We start from the raw sequence: 16,594 nt of genomic DNA, 5'->3' as shown, positions 1-16,594 counted from the left end.
AGCCTGCCGGGCCGGGGCGCTCCTGGAGACAACCGTGAACACACTATGGAGTCGATGTCTGCGCCTCGCGCCGCACTGCTGGGCTGCAGCCTTGATTGCGTCGGCCCCGTTCGTGGCGGCCAATGCGCAGGACTATCCGTCGCATCCGGTGCGGATCATCGTGCCGTTTGCCGCCGGCGGACCGGCCGACGTCTACGCACGATTTGTTGCGGTGCGCCTGCAGGAGTCCCTCGGGCAAGGGTTCGTGGTCGACAACCGGCCGGGCGCGGGATCGGTCATCGGCACCGAGGCTGCGGCAAAGAGCCCGCCGGATGGTTACACACTGCTCCTGATGTCGAACGCGCATACGGTCAACGAATCGCTCATCCCGAACAAGCCTTACCAGTTGATGCGCGACTTTGTCCCGGTGACGCCCATCAACTCGTCGGATCTCGTGCTGGTCACTCGCAGCGGGTTGCCGGTCAACAACCTGGGCGAGTTGATCGCGTTGGCAAAGGCCAAGCCCGGCGCGCTGACCTATGCGTCTTCCGGCCCCGGCACGCCTTATCACCTGGCGGGCGAACTCTTCAAGGCCATGGCAGGGGTGTCGATCCTCCACATCCCCTATAGGGGCAGCGCCGGTGCGCGCACTGACGTGCTGGGCGGCCAGGTGGACATGATGTTCGACGCCGTACCGACCATGACCGAGCATGTGCGCGGCGGCCGCGTGAAGGCGATCGCAACCACCGGCCTCACGCGTTCGGCCGTCATGCCCGACGTGCCGACCGTGGACGAAGCCGGCGTGCCCAAATACGAAGCGACGATCTGGCTGGGCCTGATGGCGCCCAAAGGTACGCCCGCCGCCGTCGTCGACCGCCTGAACGCCGAGGTCCAGAAAATCGCGTCGAACCCCGACGTGATTCGGGCCTGGAAAGCGCAAGGCGCGACACCCATGCAGATGAACGTCGCCGATTTCACGCGATATATGAATCAGGACATCGCGAAATGGGCGCGGATCGTCAAGGTGTCGGGCGCAAAGGCGGACCAATGAACATCCTGTGTGCGGGGGCGGCCCAGGGGCTGGTGAGGGCGCTGCAAGGCGTGTTCCTGGAACTCACCGGCGCCAAGGTCGAGGGCCGTTTCGGCGCGGTCGGCGCCATGAAGGAAGCGCTGCTTGCCGGAGAGCCTTGCGACGTGATGATCGCCACGGCCGCCATGGTTGCCGATCTGCGGGCCGAGCGTCGGCTGGTGCAAGACTCGGAAGCTGCGCTAGGGCGCGTTCGCACCGGCATCGCCGTCCGACAGGGCGAGCCGTTGCCGCAAGTCGGCTCGCCCGAGGCGCTGAAAGCCAGTTTGCTGGCTGCGAAGGCGATCTATTTTCCAGATGCATTGCGCTCGACCGCCGGCATCCATTTCGCGGCGGTTCTTGGGAAGCTCGGGATCGCCGAGACAGTAGCGTCGCGCCTGCGCACGTTTCCCAACGGCGCCACAGCCATGAAAGAACTCGCCTCCCACGTCGGGCCGGGCGCCATCGGTTGCACCCAGATCACCGAAATCAACTACACGCCGGGCGTCGCACTCGTGGGGCCTCTGCCGGATGCCTTTGAATTGGCCACCGTCTACACGGCCGCAGTCAGCGCGAAGGCGCAGCAGCCCGAACTTGCACGGCGTTTCGTGGACTTGATCGCAGGCCCCCGGTCGCGCTGCCTTCGCGCGCAGGGCGGCTTCGAATTCACCGCACCCGGCCCCTAGCGGACGGGAACTTTTCATGATCCAACCGACGGTGAAAAGCGCATGACGATTCTGCAAACGCTGAGCCGGCTGGCTGTCGGCGCCCGCAAYCGGTTGGCCAGATCGCGCTGGCTACCGCCAACCCGGCGAAGCGTTAATCTTCTAACCAGCCCAAGCCCTCTCCAGCCCCGCCTTTCGTGAAACACCGCGGAACTGGCTTCGCCAGGCCGCCGGTGTTGCCCCCGGTCAGGGGGTAGGCGAAGCGACACGAAGTGCGCGCAGCCTGGGGGCGAACAACACCTAACTAAAGAATTCTTTCGCCTTGTCGAACCACCCCTTGTCGGTGGGGCTGTGCTTCTCGCCACCCTTCTTGAGCGACTCGTCGAGTTCCTTCAGCAATTTGCGCTGGTGCTCCGTGAGCTTGACCGGCGTTTCGACGCGCACATGGCAATACAGGTCGCCCGGGTAGCTCGACCGCACGCCCTTGATGCCCTTGCCGCGCAGGCGGAACTGCTTGCCGCTCTGGGTCCCGTCGGGAATGTCGATCGCGGCCGGCCCCTTGAGCGTCGGGACGCTGATTTCGCCGCCAAGCGCCGCCGTCGTGATGCTGACCGGCACGACGCAGTGAAGATCGTCACCGTCGCGCTCGAACAACTCATGCTTCTTGAGGCGTATCTCTATATAGAGATCGCCCGGCGGCCCGCCATTGGTCCCGGGCTCGCCGTTGCCGGTGCTGCGAATCCGCATGCCGTCGTCGATGCCGGCCGGGATCTTCACTTCCAGCGTCTTGTTGTTCTTGATCTTTCCCTGGCCATGACAGGTCGTGCATGGTTCCGGAATGATCTTGCCGGACCCATGGCAGGTCGGGCAGGTCTGCTGCACGCTGAAGAAGCCCTGGCGCATCTGCACCGCGCCTTGGCCGTGGCAGGTCGTGCAAGTGATCGGCTTGGTGCCCGGCTTGGCGCCGGTGCCCTTGCAGGTGCCGCAATCGTCCCAGGTGGGAATGCGGATCTGGGCGTCCTTGCCGTCGGCCGCTTCCTCGAGCGTGACTTCCATCGCGTAGCTCAGGTCGCTGCCGCGATACACCTGCCGCCCGCCCTGGCGACCGGCGCGCTGCCCGAAGACGTCCCCGAAGATGTCGCCGAACGCTTCAGCGAAGCCGCCGAAGCCTTCCGCACCCGGGCCGCCGCGCATGTTGGGGTCGACACCCGCGTGGCCGTACTGGTCGTACGCGGCGCGCTTTTGCGGATCCGACAGCATTTCGTAAGCTTCCTTGACCTCCTTGAACTTGATCTCGGCGTCCTTGGAGTCCCCGTGGTTGCGGTCGGGGTGGTGCTTCATCGCAAGCTTGCGATAAGCCTTCTTGATTTCCTCTTCGCTGGCGTTCTTGGGAACGCCGAGGGTTTCGTAGTAGTCGCGTTTGGTGGCCATGGTCGAGGTCGGGCGGAGTCGTCTTCAGGAAGCAGGGTCAGGAAGCGGAAAAGGCTGGACCACCTTGCAGCGGGTCCAGCCTTGGTTCAGGGCATGCAGATCAGCCCTTCTTGACTTCCTTGACTTCGGCGTCGACCACGTTGTCGTCCGCCGGAGCACTTGCAGCTTCCGGGTGGGCGCCGGCCGCGCCGCCTGCTGCGCCGGCCGCAGCCTGCGCGTCGGCGTACATCTTCTCGCCGAGCTTCTGGCTGGCGGTCATCAGCGTGTTGGTCTTGTCCTCGATCGCGGACTTGTCTTCACCCTTGAGGGCTTCCTCGACGTCCTTGATCGCGGCTTCGATCTTTTCCTTCTCGCCGGCTTCCAGGCTCGCGCCGTGTTCGCCGAGCGACTTCTTCACGCTGTGGACCATGGCTTCGCCCTGATTGCGGGCCTGCGCCAGTTCGACCTTCTTCTTGTCCTCGGCCGCGTTCAGTTCGGCATCCTTCACCATCTTCTGGATCTCGTCTTCCGACAGGCCCGAGTTGGCCTTGATGGTGATCTTGTTTTCCTTGCCGGTGCCCTTGTCCTTGGCGCCGACGTGCAGGATGCCGTTGGCGTCGATGTCGAAGCTGACTTCGATCTGCGGCGTGCCGCGCGATGCCGGCGGAATGCCTTCGAGGTTGAATTCGCCGAGCAGCTTGTTGCCCGAAGCGACTTCGCGCTCGCCCTGGAACACCTTGATCGTCACCGCCGGCTGGTTGTCCTCGGCCGTGGAGAAGGTCTGCGCGAACTTGGTCGGGATCGTGGTGTTCTTCGTGATCATCTTGGTCATCACGCCGCCCATCGTCTCGATGCCGAGCGACAGCGGGGTCACGTCCAGCAGCAGCACGTCCTTGCGGTCGCCCGAGAGCACCTGGCCCTGGATGGCAGCGCCGACGGCGACGGCTTCATCGGGATTCACGTCCTTGCGCGGGTCCTTGCCGAAGAACTCCTTGACCTTGTCCTGCACCTTCGGCATGCGGGTCATGCCGCCGACCAGGATGACATCGCTGATCTCGGTCACGCTCACACCGGCATCCTTGATGGCGGTGCGGCAGGGCGCAATGGTGCGCTCGATCAGTTCGTCGACCAGGCTTTCGAGCTTGGCGCGGGTCAGCTTGATGTTCAGGTGCTTTGGACCTGACGCATCGGCCGTGATGTAGGGCAGGTTGATGTCGGTCGCGGCACTGTTCGACAGTTCGATCTTGGCCTTTTCGGCGGCTTCCTTCAGGCGCTGCAGCGCGAGAACGTCCTTGCTCAGATCGACGCCCTGGTCCTTCTTGAACTCGGAAATGATGTAGTCGATGATGCGCTGGTCGAAGTCTTCACCGCCCAGGAAGGTGTCGCCGTTGGTCGACAGCACTTCGAACTGCTTTTCGCCGTCGACGTCCGCGATCTCGATGATGGAGATGTCGAAGGTGCCGCCGCCGAGGTCATACACGGCGATCTTGCGGTCGGCCTTGTCTTGCTTGTCCAGGCCGAAGGCCAGTGCTGCCGCCGTCGGCTCGTTGATGATGCGCTTGACGTCCAGGCCCGCGATGCGGCCGGCGTCCTTGGTGGCTTGGCGCTGGCTGTCGTTGAAGTAGGCCGGCACGGTGATCACCGCTTCGGTCACGGTTTCGCCGAGATAGTCTTCGGCGGTCTTCTTCATCTTGCGCAGGATTTCGGCGCTGATCTGCTGGGGAGCGAGCTTCTTGCCGCGCACTTCGACCCAGGCGTCGCCGTTGTCGGCCTTGGTGATGCTGTAGGGCATCAGGTCGATGTCCTTCTGGACTTCTTTTTCCTCGAACTTGCGTCCGATCAGTCGCTTGACGGCGTAGATCGTGTTCTTGGGGTTGGTGACCGCCTGACGCTTGGCCGAGGCGCCGACCAGCACTTCGCCGTCTTCCTGGTAGGCCACGATCGAAGGCGTCGTACGGGCGCCTTCAGAGTTCTCGATCACACGCGTGACGTTGCCTTCCATGATCGACACGCACGAATTCGTGGTGCCGAGGTCGATGCCGATGATTTTGGCCATGTTGTTGCTCCTGGGATCTGAAATAAGGTTGTTGTGAACTTGTGGATAACCGGGTGCGATTCAAGGGATGAAACGGGGGTTTCCTGTGGGTTTCTTGTGGGTTTCAGCTCGGGCTGCTGACGGTCACGAGCGCGGGGCGAAGGATGCGGTCGGCGATCGTGTAGCCCTTTTGCAGGACGCCCACGACGGTGTTGGGCGCTTGTCCCGCGGCGGGCACGACTGAAATCGCCTGGTGCAGGTGCGGGTCGAACTTGCTGCCGGCGGGCGGCGCGATTTCGATGACCTTGTTGCGCTCGAGCGCGCTCTTGAGTTGCCGCAGCGTGGCTTCGGTGCCCTCGCGCAGGTGCTCGATCGTCGCCTCCTGCACCGCCAGCCCGGCTTCCAGGCTGTCCAGCACAGGCAAAAGACTTTCCGCAAATCCCTCGATCGCGAATTTGCGGCCCTTGCTGACTTCTTCATCGGCGCGGCGGCGAGCGTTCTGCACGTCGGCTTGCGCGCGCAGGACCTGATCGGTCAGCTCTGCGTTCTTTGCCTTGAGCGCGGCAACTTCGGCCTGGGCGGCTTGGGCTGCGTCCAACGCGTCGGCTTCGTTGGCGGCTTGCGCGGCTTCCAGCTCTTCGGGGCTGGGCTCGCCTTGCAGGATTTCAGGATTCGATGGGGGGTTTTGCGGGTCTGACATGCTCATAAAAGCCGGCGGCCAGGCCGGGAATCAACGAAAACGATGGATAGGCAGGCATCTTGGGCCTGCCGCAGGGGTTTTCAAGGCAAAAAAATGCGCCGTGAGGCGCATTTTGAGGACCCCGGATCGGCTCAGTGCGCGTCGAGCAACTCGACGTCGAACTTCAGCGTCGCATTCGGCGGGATGACGCCGCCGGCACCGCGGGCGCCATAGCCCAGGGCGGCCGGAATGATCAAGGTGCGCTTGCCGCCGATCTTCATGCCGGCGACGCCTTCGTCCCAGCCCTTGATGACCTGCCCGGCGCCGAGCGAGAAGGCAAACGGGTCGTTGCGGTCATGGCTGGAGTCGAACTTGGCGCCCTGCACGCCGTCGTTGAAGAGCCAGCCGGTGTAGTGCACGTGTACGTGGTGGCCAGCCTTTGCTTCGGCGCCGTCGCCGACGGTGGTGTCTTCGTACTGGAGGCCAGAGGGAGTGGTGGGCATGGTGCGCTCCTTGGGAATGTGGAAGGAAACCGCGCAGTTTAACGAGCCCGGGCCAGCCGCTTGCCAGGGCCCGAAGAAGGGCGCGTTGGCTCAGGGCGTGGAGGGCGGCGTTTTCTTGACTTGCCCCTGCTGCTGCTGCCCCTGCTGCCGAACCTGATGCCATTTGCCGGCAAAGGCTTGAAGGTCGGAAAGGCGCTTGAGCAGATCCTGTCCGCTGAGGGTCAGGCTGTAGCCCTCGCTGCCGTGATTGACGAGGCCCGCTTCGCGGAGTTCCTTGATGCGGGTGTTGAGCGTGTTGGGTGTGATGCTGCCGACGCTGTCCTGCAAAAGCCGGAAGGTTTGCGCATGTCCGTCCCGAAGAGCCCAGAGGACGCGCAGCGCGTAGCGAGCTTCCAGCAGCGCGAGCAATTGGCTGACGGCTGCGTTTTCCTTGCTGCTCATCGACTTCATCTCCTCGGGGAGCGGCGGGCTGATGTCCGCCTGTTCTTCTTGTGACGGGTACGTGACCACCCGAAATGGCCGGCGACTATAGCCCGAAAGGTAGGCTGCTACAAGTTTTATAGCTGTCGGTGCAAGCCTGCTGCGGGCTGTAGCCCTTTGGCTACACCGCGTGGCTGGATTGGCCTAGTCGGCGTAGTTCGCCATGGCCTCGCCGAGGCGCACCGGCCGCGCCGGCGCCCAGGCCGGGTTGAACACCACCGGCGGCGCCGGAAACAGCATCACGACCGTCGAGCCAAGCAGGAAGCGGCCCATTTCCTCGCCTTGCCCAAGCGTGATCTGCTTGTCGGCGTAGTGCCATTCGCGCACTTCCCCGCCGCGCGGCGGATTGACGACGCCATGCCATACCGTCGCCATGCTGCCGACGATGGTTGCGCCGACCAGCACCAGCACGAACGGGCCGCGTGCCGTCTCAAAGACGCAAACCACACGCTCGTTGCGCGCGAAGAGGCCGGGCACGCCGCGCGCGGTGGTCGGATTCACGGAGAAAAGGTCGCCGGGCACGTGGATCATGCGCAGCAGGCGGCCGTCGCATGGCATGTGGATGCGGTGGTAATCCCTGGGGCTCAGATACAGCGTCGAAAAACTGCCGTGCGCGAATTGCGCGGCGAGTGTGGCGTCGCCGCCGACCAGCGTGGTCGTCGAGTACCTGTGGCCCTTTGCCTGGAAGATCTGGTCGCCCTGGATCGCGCCAAACTGGCTGATGGCGCCATCGACGGGGGACACCAGATCTGCCTGTGCAATCCGGCGCGCGCCGGGCTTCAGGGCACGCGTGAAGAAGGCGTTGAAGCTCGGGTAGCTGGCGATGTCGCTGTCGAGGGCTTCGCCCATGTCGACGCCGTATTTGGCGACGAAGCGCCGGATGATCCAGGTCGTCACGGCGCCGCGCTCCTTGCCGGCAACCCATCCGGCGAAAGAGGTCAGCGCTTGCTTGGGGAGCAGGTACTGCGGAAGGACGGCAAAGCGATCGGACAAGGCTGCGTTTTCGACAAGGGGATCGACGATTCTATAGACCGCTCAGGCCGGCGCCGGGCCGCCCCAAGGCGGCCTGCGGCCCCCTCGGGGGGCAGCGAGTACACGAAGTGACGGAGCGTGGGGGGCCAGTTCATTCCGCCTTGATGTTCGCGGCCTTGATCACCTGCGCCCACTTCTCGACCTCGGCCTTCTGGAAGGCAGCGATCTGCGCGGTCGTCATGTCGGCCGGCTCCATGCCGAAGCTCTTGAGCTTTTCCTGCATGTCGGGCTGCGCGAGGATCTTGCGGATCTCGTTGTGCAGGCGGTCGACGATCGGTGCGGGCGTGCCGGCGGGCACGAAGATCGCCTGCCACGACACGACTTCAAAATCGGCGAGTCCGGGCACGCCCGACTCTGCCACCGTGGGCACATCCGGCATCGAAGGCAGCCGCTTGGCGGAAGTCACGGCGATGGCACGCAGCTTTCCGCTCTGGATGTGCGGACCGGCCACCACCGTGGTGTCGAACATCATGTCGACCTGTCCGCCGATCACGTCCTGGATGGCCGGGCCGCTTCCCTTGTACGGGATGTGCGTGAACTTGACGCCGGACTTGTAGGCCAGCAGTTCGAGCGCCAGATGCTGCGAGGTGCCCGTGCCGGCCGAAGCCGACGACAAGCCGCCTTGCTTGGCCTTGCTGGCCGCAAGCACGTCTTTCAGCGTCTTGTACGGACTGGCCTGGTTGACGACCAGCACCACGGGATTGGTGCCGATCAGCGTGACCGGGGTGAACGACTTGATCGGGTCGTAGCCGATCCGTGGATAGAGGCTCACGTTGATCGCGTGCGAACTGATCGTGCCGCCCAGCAGCGTGTAGCCGTCAGGCGCAGCCCGGGAGGCCACCTCGGAGCCAACGCTGCCACCGGCGCCGCCCTTGTTGTCGACGATGACATTGGTGCCGAGCGCCGGTCCCAGCTTCTGGGCGATCAGGCGGCCGAGCACGTCGGTCGTGCCGCCCGCGGGGAAAGGTACGAGATAGGTGATGGCCTTTCCCGTCGGCCACTGGCCTTCTGCGAAGGCGGGCAGTTGCGCAAGGACTCCGCCGAGCGAAGCGAGAGTGGCGGTTTGGATGAGGGTGCGACGTCGCATGATTTGTCTCCAGGGTTGGAATGCCGCGCTTGAGATTGTTGGAGGTCGCGGAACTTGGTTGCGTGGTGTTGCTGTGATCTTGCTGTGGACTTGGTTCAGGTCACCGGCGCGGGGTTGAAAAGCACGAGCGCGTTGTGCAGCTTCCACTGCTCCGCCCAGGTCTTCTTGCGGCCGCTGGCGACGTCGAGCATCAGCCTGAACATCTCCCAGCCGACGTCGGCGATGGTCTTCTCTCCGGTGGCGATGGTTCCGGCATTGATGTCCATCAGGTCGTGCCAGCGGCGCGCGAGGTCTTCGCGCGTGGCGACCTTGATGACCGGCACCTGCGCCAGGCCGTAGGGCGTGCCGCGGCCCGTGGTGAACACATGCAGATTCATGCCGGCAGCCAACTGAAGCGTGCCGCAGATGAAATCGCTCGCCGGWGTGGCCGCATAGATCAGCCCCTTCTGGCGCACCTTCTCGCCCGGCGAGATCACGCCCGAGATCGGCGCGCTGCCCGACTTCACGATCGAGCCCATCGCCTTCTCGACGATGTTGGACAGGCCGCCCTTCTTGTTGCCCGGCGTGGTGTTGGCGCTGCGGTCTACGCGGCCCTTGTCCAGGTAGGCGTCGTACCAGGCCATCTCGCGGATCATCGCTTCGGCCACTTCGGGCGTGGTCGCGCGCGAGGTGAGCTGGTCGATCCCGTCGCGCACTTCRGTCACTTCRGAGAACATCACCGTSGCGCCMGCGCGCACGAGCAGGTCGGTGCAAAARCCCACTGCCGGGTTGGCCGTGACGCCGGAGAACGCATCGCTGCCGCCGCACTGCACGCCCACGACCAGTTCACTCGCRGGCACGGTTTCGCGGCGCCGCGCGTTCAGGCGCTCCAGATGCTCTTCGGCCTGGCGCATGATCGAATCGATCATCGACATGAAGCCCACGTGCGCTTCGTCCTGCAGGCAGACGACRTCGAGCTTGCTGTCCGCGTTCTCGCCGACGTCCGCCACATTTCGCTCGTCGATCAGAGGAATCGTGCCCGGCGGCATCAGGCGCTCGGGCTGCAGCTTCTCGCAGCCCAGGCTCACCAGCATCACYTCGCCGCCGAAGTTCGGATTGAGGCTGATGTTGCGCAGCGTGCGGATCGGCACGAYGGCGTCCGGCGCATCGATGGCCACACCGCAGCCGTAGGTGTGCTCCAGCGCCACCACGTCATCGACGTTCGGGTATTTCGGAAGCAGCTCAGCCTTGATGCGCTGCACCGCGAAGTCCGTCACGCCCGCCACGCACTGCACGGTCTGCGTGATCGCCAGGATGTTGCGGGTGCCGACGGAGCCGTCCGGATTGCGATAGCCCTCGAAGGTGTAGCCCTCCAGCGGAGGCATCTCGGGCGGCTTGACCGTCGCGATGGGCAGGCCCGTGAGCTCTCGCGCGGCCGGCATCCTGAGCAGCCGCTCGTGCACCCAGCTGCCTGCGGGGATGTCCTTGAGCGCATAGCCGATGGTGACGTTGTAGCGGCGCACTTCGCCGCCTTCGGGGATGTCCACCAGGGCTACCTTGTGCGCCTGCGGGACCTTGTCGGCCAGCGTGAGGCCCGAGGGGAACACGGTGCCGGCGGGCAGGCCGCCGTCGTTGGCCACGATCGCGACGTTGTCACGATCGTGCATGGTGATGTAGAGGGGCTTCGTCATGTTGCCCGAGTTGCTCAGGTCGCTCACTTGGCCATCGCTCCTGCGCCCACGGGCGCCCAACGGGCGGTAGGTGTCCGATCGCCGCTTCGAGCCAGCAGGCACACGACCACTGCCGCGATGATGTCGAAGACCGCGAGCACGACGAAGAGCGGGCTGTAGCCGATTTGCGTGACGAGCACGCCGAACAACGCCGTGAACGCGGCAGCGCCCAGGTAGCCCGCCATACCGCCCATCCCCGTCGCCGTGGCAACCTCGTTCTTCCCGAACATGTCGGAGGTGATTGAATACAGCGCGCCCGAGAGCGTCTGGTGCGCGAAGCCGCCGATGCACAGCAGCGCGATCGCCATGTAGGGGCTCTCGACGAAGCCGACGCTGGCCGGGCCGATCATGAACAGCGCGCCGACGACGAAGACCATCTTGCGCGACGTGAACAGCGACACGCCGAAGTACTTGTGGAACAGCGGACTGAGATAGCCGCCCAGCACGCAGCCGATGTCCGCCGCGAGGAAAGGCATCCACGCGAACATCGCCACTTCCTTCAGGTTCATGTGCCGCTCGGTCATCATGTAGAGCGGAATCCATGCATTGAAGGTCTGCCAGGCCGGCTCGGAGAGGATGCGCGGAATGCCGATGGCCCAGAAGTCGCGGCTGCGGATCATCTCGGTCCAGCGACGCTTGGTCGCGCCGGCATCGCTGTGCTTGGCTTCCTGGCCGGCGAGGATGTAGTCGCGCTCGGTGTCCGACAGGCGCTTCTGGTCACGCGGATGGCGATACAGCAGCATCCAGACGAAGCTCCAGACGATGCCCAGGCCGCCGACGATCAGGAAAGCCCATTGCCATTGCCCGTGCATCAGCGACCACACCACCAGCGGCGGCGCGAGCAGTGCGCCGATCGACGAGCCGATGTTGAACCAGCCGATTGCAACCGACCGCTCCTTGGCGGGGAACCATTCTGTCGTCGCCTTCACGCCCGCCGGAATGCCGGCCGCTTCGGTGAGCCCCAGCAGTCCGCGAAAGAACGCAAGGCTCTGCCAGTTGGTCGACCAGGCCGCCGCAGCGCAGGCCAGCGACCACGCCAGCGCGAAGAGCCCGAAGCCGAGCTTGGTGCCGATCGTGTCGAGCAGATAGCCCGCGACCGGCTGCATGAATGCATAGCAGAGCTGCCAGGCCACCACGATGTGCGAGTACTGCTCGGTCGTGATGTTCAGGTCTTTCATCAGCGTGGGGGCCGCCACCGAAAGCGTGTTGCGCGCGAGGTAGTTGACGATCAATCCGGCCGAAACCAGAGCGACCATCCACCAGCGAATGCCCTTGATCTTCATTGCGTGTCTCCTTGGTCTTTGCGCGAGTAGTCCAGGCCGACGAAGCTGCCGCCCTGAAAACGTTGGCCCAAGGCATCGAGTGGGTTCGGCCGGGCCAGGATTTCCGCGGCGTACGCCTCCGCGTCTTGCGTGGGCCGAAAGCCCAGGTGTTCGGCGCCGCGGTTGTTCCACCAGCTGCGCTTGTTGGCCGAGACGCCCCACACGACGGTGAACCCCACGTGCTCGGCTTCGATGCAGCGATCGATGAAGTGCAGGAAATCCTCGTGGCCGAACCACGTGCTCAGGTGGCGCGGTTCGGTCGGCCGTTCGAGGCAACTGCCGATGCGCACGCAGACGCTTTCGATGCCGTGCTTGTCCCAGTACATGCGCGCAAGCGCTTCGCCCCAGACCTTGCTCAGCCCGTAGAAACCGTCGGGGCGCAACGCGCAATCGAGGCCGAGATGCTCGGTGACCGGGTACATGCCGATCGCATGGTTGGAGCTCGCGAAGACGACGCGGCGCACTCCCTGCCGGCGCGCACCTTCATAGACCGCGACCAGGGCGCTCAGGTTGTTGTCGATGATCTCGGGCAACGGGCGCTCCACGCTCGTGCCTGCAAGGTGGATCAGCACGTCGACGCCTTCGAGCAGCCGGTCGACCACGGCGCCATCGCGCAGGTCGCCGTGCATCACGTCTTCGCCGTCGACCAGCGGCACGAGCGCCGTGCGGCCGGCGGCGGAGCGCAAGGGGAGCCCTCGGGCGACCAACGCCTTGCGCAGAACGGCGCCGAGCTGGCCGCCGGCGCCGCTCAACGCGATTTTTTTCAACGTAATTTCGGGTGAAGGGGGCATGAAAGTCTCCGTCTACTCATCAGATGTCCGATGACAAGTAGCGACTATGTTCGATCTTCTGGCCGGCTTTTATCAGGGTAAACCCAAGTTTCTGCGGTGGATTTGTAGCTGAATGCTGCCACATGATTGCGAAAACGCGCAACCCATCATTGGATGTCCTACAACAAAGCGACTTGTTGTTGGAAGTGCTAGGACAACCTCCGCACAGTTCTATGATTGGCGCATGCAAGAACCTTCGCCCACCTTTGAGGAAACCTCCGCGGACACCGATCTGCGCGCTGCGTCACTGGCCGGTCGCCGGCCGGGCAAGGGGTTGACGCACGAGCTGGTCGAGGCTCTCGGCGGGCAGCTCAAGAGCCGGGCGATCAAGCCAGGAGACAAGCTGCCGACGGAGGCGGTGATCATGCAAACCTTCGGCGTCAGCCGCGGCGTGGTGCGCGAAGCCTTGTCCCGCCTGCAAGCCGCCGGCATGGTCCAGACGCATCACGGGGTGGGGACCTTCGCCCTCGAAATGGCGGCGCCGGGCCGCTTCCAGTTCGGCAATGCGGCATCCAGCGGCGGCGGCATCTTCGACATGCTGGAGATGCTCGAACTGCGCACCAGCATCGAATCGGAAGCTGCCGGGCTCGCGGCACTGCGCCGAAACGACGAGCATCTTCAGGAGATGCGCAGCGCGCTCGACGACTTCGAAAAGCACCTCGCGACCGTCGGTGAAACGGTTTCGCCCGATTTTCGATTTCACCTCACCATCGCACAGGCCACCGGCAACCACTATTTCGGCGAATTGATGAGCCATCTGGGGCTGGAAGTGATCCCGCGCACGCGCATCTCCTCGTCTTGGCTGAACGTCGAGGAACGCGAACAGCATCTGCAGAAGGTCAATCAGGAGCATCAGGACATCTATGCGGCCATCGAGCGCCGCGATCCCGATGCGGCGCGTGCGGCCATGCGCATCCATCTGGTCAACAGCCGCGAGCGGCAGCGCAAGGCGCACGCAGAACCTTTGCGAGCGAATTCGAGTGCGAGGTCGAACTTGCCCGAGGGCTGAGTCGCGCTCAATGCTCGCCGGCGAACACCTCGGCGAGCGCATAGGGCGCGACCACTTCCAGCTGGTCGAAGCGGCATGCATCGGGCGGCTTGTCGAAACGCCAGCGCATGAAGATGGCGGCGTGGCGGAAGCGCCGTCCCTGCAGATGGTCGTACTTGACTTCGCACACACGCTCGATGCGCAGCGGTTGCCAGCTCAGATCCTTGCCGCTGCTCCATCGGCTCTGCGCCCCAGGCATGCGCTGCACCGCCTGGCCGTTCGGATCGCCCCAGCGCGCCCACGGATGGCCGTCCAGTGTCTTCGGCCGCAATGGCGCCAGTTCCTTGGCGAGTGCGCGTCGCGTCTCCATGCTGAAAGCCGACGTCGAACCGACATGCTGAAGCACGTTGTCGTCGTCGTAGAGGCCCAGCAGCAGTGAGCCGACCGCATCCTCGCCGCTCTTGTGCCAACGAAAACCGGCGACCACGCAATCGGCGCTGCGCACGTGCTTGATCTTCAGCATGGCGCGCTGGCCCTGCCGATACGGGCTGTCCGCCGGCTTGGCGACAACGCCGTCGAGACCGGCCCCTTCGAAAGACTGCAGCCATCCGACGGCCGTGCCGTGCGAAGTGGTCATGGGCGTGAGATGGATGGGCGGTGGCACGTCCATGAGCAGCGCCTCCAGCAGCATCCGACGCTCATCCTGCGGCCGGTCCGATATGTCCGCGCCGTCCACCGCGATCAGGTCGAAGGCGACGAAAGAGGCCGGGGTCTCGTGCGCGAGCCGCTCGATGCGGGACGCAGCCGGGTGAATGCGCTGCTGCAACGCGTCGAAGTCCAGGCCGTTCGTGCCGGCGACGACGATCTCGCCGTCGAGCACGCAGCCCTCGGGGAGCGCACGCGCGAGCGCTTCGAGCAGTTCCGGAAAGTAGCGATCGAGCGGCTTCGTATCGCGGCTCTGAAGGCGCGCCGAGCCGCCTTCCCGAAACACGATCGCGCGGAAGCCATCCCACTTCGGCTCGTAGAGCCAGCCTTCGCCTTCGGGCACTTGCGCCGCAACGGATGCGAGCATCGGTTGCACGCTGCCGAAACGAGGCGCAAATGAATGCTCGGAAGGAAGCTCGGACGCCATGATCGACCCTAGCGCCCGACGCGGAGCGGCTGCTGTAGTCGCAAGCAGACTCAATGCCTCGGCTTCTGTCTCATCCATCACAATCGGCCGGATGTCGACGCGAATCCACGAAATCAAACGACGGCTGCAGGACGCCGGAGCCGGCCCGCTGCACGAACATCGCGTCCTCAGGCTGTGGTCGCACGCGCTGCCGCGCAGCAGCGGAAAACGCCGGCCGGAGAGTTTCTTCCCGTCATCATTGCTTGCGGCGCTGCCTTCCATCGAGGCTGAACTCGCGGGCTTGGCGCGCATTCAGGCCATCCACCCCGGCGCCGATGGTTCAGAACGCCTGCTGGTTGCCTTGGCGGACGGGCAGACCGTCGAAAGCGTGTTGCTGCCCAGAGAGGGTCTGTGCGTGTCCTCGCAGGTCGGATGCGCCGTCGGTTGCCAGTTCTGCATGACCGGTCGCGACGGACTGCTGCGCCAACTCGGGAGCGCGGAGATCATTGCCCAGGTCGCTCTCGCGCGCACCCGCAGGCCGGTGCGCAAGGTGGTGTTCATGGGCATGGGCGAGCCGGCGCACAACCTCGACAACGTGATGGAAGCAATCGATCTGCTCGGCACCGCGGGCAACATCGGGCACAAGAACCTGGTGTTCTCCACGGTGGGCGATCCTCGCGTTTTCGAGCGACTGCAGCAGGGCCGCGTCAAGCCGGCGTTGGCACTGTCGCTGCATACGACCAACGCCGAGTTGCGCAGAAGGCTCCTTCCGCGCGCGCCGAACCTGAGCCCCCAGGAACTGGTTGCCGCCTGCGAGAGTTATGCGCGCGCGACCGGCTATCCGATTCAATACCAGTGGACGCTGTTGGAAGGCATCAACGACAGTGAAGAGGAAATCGAAGGCGTCGTGCGGCTGCTCTCGGGCAAGTACGGCGTGCTCAACATGATTCCCTTCAACGCCGTGGAGGGCGTGGCGTTCAGTCGCCCATCGGGAGAACGCTGCAAGGCGATTGCGCGCACGCTGCACGAGCGCGGCATCCTGACGAAGCTGCGCTATTCGGCCGGGCAGGACGTCGACGGCGGCTGCGGGCAGCTGCGGGCGCGCGCAGCCGGCGTGCAAGCCGGTGCGCAGGTGAAGTTTCACCGCGCTCCGTCCCTGGAGGCATAAGTGGAGTTCCGAGTCGCCGGAGGCTCGCAAAGGCGATCGGGGTGGCGCGGAATCGGTCACTGCTGCCATCTGGCGCGAAGCCTACTGGCGAATGCGTCTCACGCCTAGCCCAACGTCGGGCGTGCAATTGTTTGAACTCCGTCGTTCAATCGCACGCGCCAAGGTACCCCCACCCGCCATACAGCACCCGTCCCCCCAGATTTCAGGAGACCATTTTGGATGCGACCGCCACTGTTGGAGCTGCCCTCGATATGGCGCGCAGCCGCCTGGCTGGAGCGCCCTCGGTGGCGATCTATGCGGCCAGCGTGATGCAGCTCGAGTACCTGATGGCCGTGCTCGAACGAAAGGTGGCGGTCGACCGTGCCAAGCTGCGCGACATCATGGTCGGGCAATACAGTACGAGAGCGCTTCAACGCTCCGACGCCGTGTTCGCCAACGCGCTGACGGACGCGCAAGGGGTTGCTGCCAGGCTGGCGCAGGGACTCAGGCCCGATTGACCGCGTCAGATTCATGTGGGCCAATGGAGGCAA

General features: G+C 64.7%; 16 protein-coding genes. 5 read left to right on the top strand and 11 right to left on the bottom strand.

Annotation, left to right across the window (positions count from 1 at the left end; genetic code table 11):
* The first annotated feature begins 34 nt into the window (after positions 1–34).
* On the top strand, positions 35–1,030 hold the full coding sequence (locus tag AC1DMA_RS17755; RefSeq protein WP_478145034.1) for a tripartite tricarboxylate transporter substrate binding protein: 996 nt from the start codon (positions 35–37) through the stop codon (positions 1,028–1,030).
* The gene (locus AC1DMA_RS17750) at positions 1,027–1,731 is read left to right on the top strand and encodes a molybdate ABC transporter substrate-binding protein (RefSeq protein ID WP_478145033.1); all 705 of its coding nucleotides are present in this window, start codon (positions 1,027–1,029) and stop codon (positions 1,729–1,731) included. The genes AC1DMA_RS17755 and AC1DMA_RS17750 overlap by 4 nt, the downstream gene beginning before the upstream one ends.
* A gap of 279 nt (positions 1,732–2,010) precedes the next feature.
* On the opposite strand, the gene dnaJ is transcribed toward AC1DMA_RS17750, so the two are convergent.
* The 10 genes from dnaJ to AC1DMA_RS17700 all read right to left on the bottom strand — a co-directional run bounded on the left by dnaJ (position 2,011) and on the right by AC1DMA_RS17700 (position 12,734).
* Entirely contained in the window at positions 2,011–3,141 is a 1,131-nt protein-coding gene (gene dnaJ / locus AC1DMA_RS17745; RefSeq protein ID WP_478125820.1) for a molecular chaperone DnaJ, read from the bottom strand.
* 100 nt (positions 3,142–3,241) lie between these two features.
* Entirely contained in the window at positions 3,242–5,176 is a 1,935-nt protein-coding gene (gene dnaK / locus AC1DMA_RS17740; protein ID WP_478145032.1) for a molecular chaperone DnaK, read from the bottom strand.
* Positions 5,177–5,279: 103 nt separating this feature from the next.
* Positions 5,280–5,855, bottom strand: a complete 576-nt coding sequence (grpE, locus tag AC1DMA_RS17735; protein WP_478145031.1) for a nucleotide exchange factor GrpE — start codon at positions 5,853–5,855, stop codon at positions 5,280–5,282.
* 131 nt (positions 5,856–5,986) lie between these two features.
* A complete protein-coding gene (locus AC1DMA_RS17730; protein WP_478145030.1) occupies positions 5,987–6,337 on the bottom strand; it encodes an FKBP-type peptidyl-prolyl cis-trans isomerase in 351 nt (116 codons plus the stop codon).
* 90 nt (positions 6,338–6,427) lie between these two features.
* Positions 6,428–6,778 carry a winged helix-turn-helix transcriptional regulator gene (locus AC1DMA_RS17725; protein WP_478145029.1) on the bottom strand — a complete coding sequence of 117 codons (351 nt, stop codon included), beginning with the start codon at positions 6,776–6,778 and terminating at the stop codon, positions 6,428–6,430.
* Positions 6,779–6,961: 183 nt separating this feature from the next.
* Positions 6,962–7,810 (bottom strand): archaetidylserine decarboxylase, encoded by an 849-nt coding sequence (gene asd, locus AC1DMA_RS17720; protein ID WP_478125825.1) that lies wholly within the window; start codon positions 7,808–7,810, stop codon positions 6,962–6,964.
* Positions 7,811–7,940: 130 nt separating this feature from the next.
* Complete coding sequence (locus AC1DMA_RS17715) at positions 7,941–8,936, bottom strand: Bug family tripartite tricarboxylate transporter substrate binding protein (RefSeq protein WP_478145028.1); 996 nt, start codon at positions 8,934–8,936, stop codon at positions 7,941–7,943.
* A gap of 95 nt (positions 8,937–9,031) precedes the next feature.
* On the bottom strand, positions 9,032–10,606 hold the full coding sequence (gene garD / locus AC1DMA_RS17710) for a galactarate dehydratase (RefSeq protein ID WP_478145191.1): 1,575 nt from the start codon (positions 10,604–10,606) through the stop codon (positions 9,032–9,034).
* Between the two features lie 23 nt (positions 10,607–10,629).
* Positions 10,630–11,928 carry an MFS transporter gene (locus AC1DMA_RS17705; RefSeq protein ID WP_478127907.1) on the bottom strand — a complete coding sequence of 433 codons (1,299 nt, stop codon included), beginning with the start codon at positions 11,926–11,928 and terminating at the stop codon, positions 10,630–10,632.
* On the bottom strand, positions 11,925–12,734 hold the full coding sequence (locus tag AC1DMA_RS17700) for an NAD-dependent epimerase/dehydratase family protein (protein ID WP_478128028.1): 810 nt from the start codon (positions 12,732–12,734) through the stop codon (positions 11,925–11,927). Before AC1DMA_RS17700 ends, AC1DMA_RS17705 begins: the two co-directional genes overlap by 4 nt.
* 247 nt (positions 12,735–12,981) lie before the next feature.
* On the opposite strand from AC1DMA_RS17700, the gene AC1DMA_RS17695 reads away from it, so the two are divergent.
* The gene (locus tag AC1DMA_RS17695; protein WP_478145027.1) at positions 12,982–13,806 is read left to right on the top strand and encodes a FadR/GntR family transcriptional regulator; all 825 of its coding nucleotides are present in this window, start codon (positions 12,982–12,984) and stop codon (positions 13,804–13,806) included.
* A gap of 7 nt (positions 13,807–13,813) precedes the next feature.
* Here AC1DMA_RS17695 and AC1DMA_RS17690 read toward each other — a convergent pair whose 3' ends face one another.
* A complete protein-coding gene (locus AC1DMA_RS17690) occupies positions 13,814–14,917 on the bottom strand; it encodes an ATP-dependent DNA ligase (protein WP_478145026.1) in 1,104 nt (367 codons plus the stop codon).
* Between the two features lie 91 nt (positions 14,918–15,008).
* On the opposite strand from AC1DMA_RS17690, the gene AC1DMA_RS17685 reads away from it, so the two are divergent.
* Together AC1DMA_RS17685 and AC1DMA_RS17680 are read left to right on the top strand one after the other, a co-directional pair.
* Positions 15,009–16,064, top strand: coding sequence for an RNA methyltransferase (locus AC1DMA_RS17685; RefSeq protein WP_478145025.1), 1,056 nt, complete (start codon positions 15,009–15,011; stop codon positions 16,062–16,064).
* Between the two features lie 215 nt (positions 16,065–16,279).
* Positions 16,280–16,561 (top strand): immunity protein Tsi6 family protein, encoded by a 282-nt coding sequence (locus tag AC1DMA_RS17680; RefSeq protein WP_478145024.1) that lies wholly within the window; start codon positions 16,280–16,282, stop codon positions 16,559–16,561.
* Positions 16,562–16,594: the final 33 nt, after the last annotated feature.

It is taken from the genome of Variovorax sp. 05N34 (assembly GCF_056397405.1).
Note: the sequence above shows the minus strand (reverse complement) of the source record. Positions and strands in the feature narration are given on the sequence as shown.

Bases quoted from the DNA above. Each gene is read 5' to 3' on its own strand.
- AC1DMA_RS17750 (WP_478145033.1), top strand. From the start codon at position 1,027: ATGAACATCCTGTGTGCGGGGGCGGCCCAGGGGCTGGTGAGGGCGCTG.
- dnaJ (WP_478125820.1), bottom strand. From the start codon at position 3,141: ATGGCCACCAAACGCGACTACTACGAAACCCTCGGCGTTCCCAAGAAC.
- dnaK (WP_478145032.1), bottom strand. From the start codon at position 5,176: ATGGCCAAAATCATCGGCATCGACCTCGGCACCACGAATTCGTGCGTG.
- grpE (WP_478145031.1), bottom strand. From the start codon at position 5,855: ATGTCAGACCCGCAAAACCCCCCATCGAATCCTGAAATCCTGCAAGGC.
- AC1DMA_RS17730 (WP_478145030.1), bottom strand. From the start codon at position 6,337: ATGCCCACCACTCCCTCTGGCCTCCAGTACGAAGACACCACCGTCGGC.
- AC1DMA_RS17725 (WP_478145029.1), bottom strand. From the start codon at position 6,778: ATGAGCAGCAAGGAAAACGCAGCCGTCAGCCAATTGCTCGCGCTGCTG.
- AC1DMA_RS17715 (WP_478145028.1), bottom strand. From the start codon at position 8,936: ATGCGACGTCGCACCCTCATCCAAACCGCCACTCTCGCTTCGCTCGGC.
- AC1DMA_RS17705 (WP_478127907.1), bottom strand. From the start codon at position 11,928: ATGAAGATCAAGGGCATTCGCTGGTGGATGGTCGCTCTGGTTTCGGCC.
- AC1DMA_RS17695 (WP_478145027.1), top strand. From the start codon at position 12,982: ATGCAAGAACCTTCGCCCACCTTTGAGGAAACCTCCGCGGACACCGAT.
- AC1DMA_RS17690 (WP_478145026.1), bottom strand. From the start codon at position 14,917: ATGGCGTCCGAGCTTCCTTCCGAGCATTCATTTGCGCCTCGTTTCGGC.
- AC1DMA_RS17685 (WP_478145025.1), top strand. From the start codon at position 15,009: ATGTCGACGCGAATCCACGAAATCAAACGACGGCTGCAGGACGCCGGA.